The organism is Streptococcus parasanguinis, from assembly GCF_001578955.1.
Classification (GTDB): domain Bacteria; phylum Bacillota; class Bacilli; order Lactobacillales; family Streptococcaceae; genus Streptococcus; species Streptococcus parasanguinis_U.
On record NZ_KQ969690.1, the window covers coordinates 23,765 to 27,417 of the forward strand.

At 43.1% G+C, this 3,653-nt stretch carries 6 protein-coding genes; all 6 read left to right on the forward strand.

The features are described 5' to 3' along the window. Nucleotides 1–48: 48 nt before the first annotated feature. The gene (rsmD, locus tag SPADD19_RS03910; protein ID WP_061455286.1) at nucleotides 49–588 is read left to right on the forward strand and encodes a 16S rRNA (guanine(966)-N(2))-methyltransferase RsmD; all 540 of its coding nucleotides are present in this window, start codon (nucleotides 49–51) and stop codon (nucleotides 586–588) included. Then, nucleotides 578–1,066: a pantetheine-phosphate adenylyltransferase gene (gene coaD, locus SPADD19_RS03915; RefSeq protein ID WP_013903198.1), complete on the forward strand. Its 489-nt coding sequence runs from the start codon at nucleotides 578–580 to the stop codon at nucleotides 1,064–1,066. The genes rsmD and coaD overlap by 11 nt, the downstream gene beginning before the upstream one ends. Next, complete coding sequence (locus tag SPADD19_RS03920) at nucleotides 1,050–2,132, forward strand: SepM family pheromone-processing serine protease (protein WP_061455287.1); 1,083 nt, start codon at nucleotides 1,050–1,052, stop codon at nucleotides 2,130–2,132. Before coaD ends, SPADD19_RS03920 begins: the two co-directional genes overlap by 17 nt. A 162-nt stretch (nucleotides 2,133–2,294) precedes the next feature. Continuing rightward, nucleotides 2,295–3,005 (forward strand): thiol-disulfide oxidoreductase-associated membrane protein CcdA2, encoded by a 711-nt coding sequence (gene ccdA2, locus SPADD19_RS03925; protein WP_023917418.1) that lies wholly within the window; start codon nucleotides 2,295–2,297, stop codon nucleotides 3,003–3,005. 26 nt (nucleotides 3,006–3,031) lie between these two features. Beyond that, complete coding sequence (locus tag SPADD19_RS03930; RefSeq protein ID WP_023917420.1) at nucleotides 3,032–3,370, forward strand: hypothetical protein; 339 nt, start codon at nucleotides 3,032–3,034, stop codon at nucleotides 3,368–3,370. A gap of 56 nt (nucleotides 3,371–3,426) precedes the next feature. After that, nucleotides 3,427–3,653, forward strand: a 227-nt coding sequence (locus SPADD19_RS03935) for a peroxiredoxin family protein (RefSeq protein WP_423170607.1), incomplete at its 3' end; no start/stop codon positions are given.

A 3,653-nucleotide genomic window follows, 5' to 3' on the forward strand; every position in this document is an offset into this window, starting at 1 on the left:
ACCATATCAAATCGCAATTTTCTGATTTTTTTTGGTATAATGGTCCCTATGAAAATAGTATCTGGAACCTATGGGGGACGTCCCCTCAAAACACTTGAAGGAAAAACAACCAGGCCGACTTCTGATAAGGTCAGAGGGGCCATGTTAAATATGATTGGTCCTTACTTTGATGGTGGAAGAGTGCTGGATCTCTATGCAGGAAGCGGTGGGCTCTCTATCGAAGCCGTTTCTCGAGGCATGTCAGAGGCCGTTCTAGTAGAAAGAGATCGTAGAGCGCAGGAGATTGTAGCAGCCAATATTGCCATGACCAAGGAAAAGGAACGGTTTCAACTGCTAAAAATGGAGGCCAAGCAGGCCTTGGGTCTCCTAACGGGTACCTTTGATTTGGTGTTCTTGGATCCTCCTTATGCCAAGGAAGAGATTGTTCGCGATATCGAAACCTTGTGCGAGCGCCATCTCTTGTCAGAGGAGATCATGATTGTGTGCGAAACCGATAAACACGTAGAACTTCCTGAGGAAATCGGACAAGTGGGAATCTGGAAAGAAAAAATCTATGGAATTAGTAAGGTAACAGTATATGTCAGATAGAAGTGGATTGTTTACAGGATCGTTTGATCCGATTACCATTGGGCATGTGCAATTGATCGAGCGAGCTAGTCGCTTGTTTGACCGTGTCTATGTCGGAATTTTTTATAATCCGGAAAAAGTCGGACTCTTTTCTATTGAGCAGCGCGTGCGCATGGTGGAAGGGGCCTTGGCTCATTTGGAAAATGTTGAAATTGTGACGTCAACTCAAGAGTTGGCTGTGACAGTGGCGCGCAATCTTGGGGTCATCACCTTGATCCGGGGTTTGCGCAATGCACAGGATCTGGTATACGAAGCCAATATGGATTATTTTAATCACCAGTTGGCACCTGAATTGGAGACGGTTTATCTCTATGCCCAGCCTCCTTACCAGGCCATTAGTTCAACACGTATTCGAGAGTTGCTGGCTTTTCAGCAGGATATCTCACCTTATGTACCAAATAGTGTAATGGAGGAAATCAAAGATGACACAAGCGAATAAACCAAGCTTGCCTACAAAAAAGAAAAAAGGACGATTGAAAGAATACCGATGGCCGATTGCAGGCGTTCTTTTCTTGTTCCTCTTGCTAGCTGCCTTTGTGATTCGTCTTCCCTATTATATTGAGATGCCAGGAACGGCAGAAGACATTCGATCGGTCATGACAGTCGATGGAAAAGCGGATACCAAGTCAGGATCCTATGACTTTGTAACCGTGGCAGTGAAAGAAGCGACCCCGGCTGATTTGATCTATGCTTGGGCGACACCTTTTACAGATATCTACTCTGCCAAGGATATGACAGGTGGTAGTTCGAGCCAAGAATTTACGCGGATTAACCAATTCTATATGGAAACCTCGCAAAATATGGCCATCTACCAAGGGTTAAAGACAGCTGGAAAAGAAACCCAGATGGACTTTCTAGGTGTTTATGTCATGCAGGTAGCAGATGACTCGACCTTTAAGGGAATCTTGAACATTGCGGATACCGTCACCGGTGTGAATGGCAAGACCTTTAAGAGTTCCAAAGAATTGATTGACTATGTCGGTTCTCAAAAAATTGGCGACCCTGTTTCAGTGACCTATATTGAGGATGGACAAACCAAGACCGCAGACGGAAAGATCATCAAATTGTCTAACGGGAAAAACGGAATCGGGATTAGCCTGATCGACCGGACTGAAGCCAAAGGAGATGTTCCTGTCCAGTTTGCGACCCAAGGGATTGGTGGACCAAGTGCCGGTATGATGTTTAGCCTAGCCATCTACACTCAAGTGGCTGATCCAGATCTTCGTCAGGGACGCCATATTGCAGGGACAGGAACCATTAACCAAGATGGAACGGTTGGCGATATCGGTGGGATTGACAAGAAAGTCGTCGCAGCCGATAAAGAAGGAGCAGAAATTTTCTTTGCCCCTAATAACCCTGTTTCCAAAGAAGAAAAGAAGGCTAATCCTAAGGCCAAATCAAACTATGAAACAGCTAAAGAAGCCGCGAAACAAATTCATTCGAATATGAAAATTGTCCCCGTCAAAACCCTTCAAGACGCTATTGATTATTTGAAAAAGAAGTAGAAGTATCTTGTTAGATCAGTCTCGTACTTGAAAGTACGAGATAGAGTTGGCAGATAGGAAGATTCACCTTCTAATCAAATTCAAGTTTTTGCTTATCAATCTCTCTATTTTTAGAGGGATTTTTTCTTTATACTGGTATCAGAAAGAAAGGGAGGTAGTGAAATGATTCAAACCAGTTTGTTTTCCATTTCAGTATTCTTAGCGGGAGTTCTATCCTTTTTCTCCCCATGTATTTTACCACTGATGCCAGTCTATGTAGGGATTCTATTGGATTCTGAACGTGTGAAAACTGTTCGGATTTTTGGAAGAGATATTTCTTGGTACGGCTTGGTGAAGACTCTTTGTTTTATCGCAGGTCTATCAACTGTTTTCCTGATTCTAGGATACGGTGCAGGGGCCCTTGGCCAGGTGCTTTATGCTCCATGGTTTCGCTATCTGCTAGGAGGGATTGTGATCCTATTAGGGATTCACCAAATGGAAGTGATCAATCTGAGACAACTCCAAAAGCAAAAGACCATCCAACTCAATAAGAATCGGGAGCGCAATGAATTCTTCAATGCTTTTCTGATAGGGGTCACCTTCAGTTTTGGTTGGACCCCTTGTGTCGGACCAGTTCTGAGTTCTGTTCTAGCCATTGCCGCTTCTGGAGGAGATGGTGCTTTGCAAGGCGCTCTCCTGATGCTGGTCTATACATTAGGATTGGCGCTCCCCTTCTTAGTCTTGGCTCTAGCTTCTAGCTGGGTTCTACAACATTTTGCTAAACTCAAGCCCCATATGGGAACCTTGAAAAAAATTGGTGGTGCCCTCATCGTCTTGATGGGCATCTTGCTGATGCTAGGAAATCTTAATAGCCTCGCATCTTTGTTTCACTAATCTTGAATGATTAAAGGAGAAAAATCATGAAAAAAATTCTTGCACTTTCTATTGCTACACTTAGCATCGTCACTTTAGCAGCTTGTTCTGGACAGAAATCAGATTCAGATATGAAAAAAACGGACGATAGTAGTATGATGAAGAAGGACGATATGAAGAAGGACGATATGAAGAAGGATGACATGAAGGATTCATCCATGTCCGATGATAAAATGAAAAAAGAAGACATGAAAGATTCATCTATGATGTCTGACAGCAGTTCTGAAATGAAGGACGATATGAAAAAAGATGAGATGAAATCTAGCGATTCAGAAATGAAAAATGAAAAGAGTGAATCATCTGATATGAAATCAGACAAGGAATGAAAGATGGGAGAGGTCATCTGAGGATGACTTTCTCCTTGTTTAAAGAGGTAATAATGATGAAGAAATTAGCTTTAGTAGCTGCAGGATTCGTATGCGCTGGACTTTTAGGGGCTTGTTCGAGTCAAGGAATGGCTACTTCCAATAAGAACATGAACCAACAAACAGCCAAAGCTGGGGCTAGGCAACCATCTGGCAAGAAAGTGAAGGATTTTAGCCTGCAAGGAGTGGATGGCAAGACCTACCGCTTATCCGATTACAAAGGGAAGAAAGTTTACCTCAAATT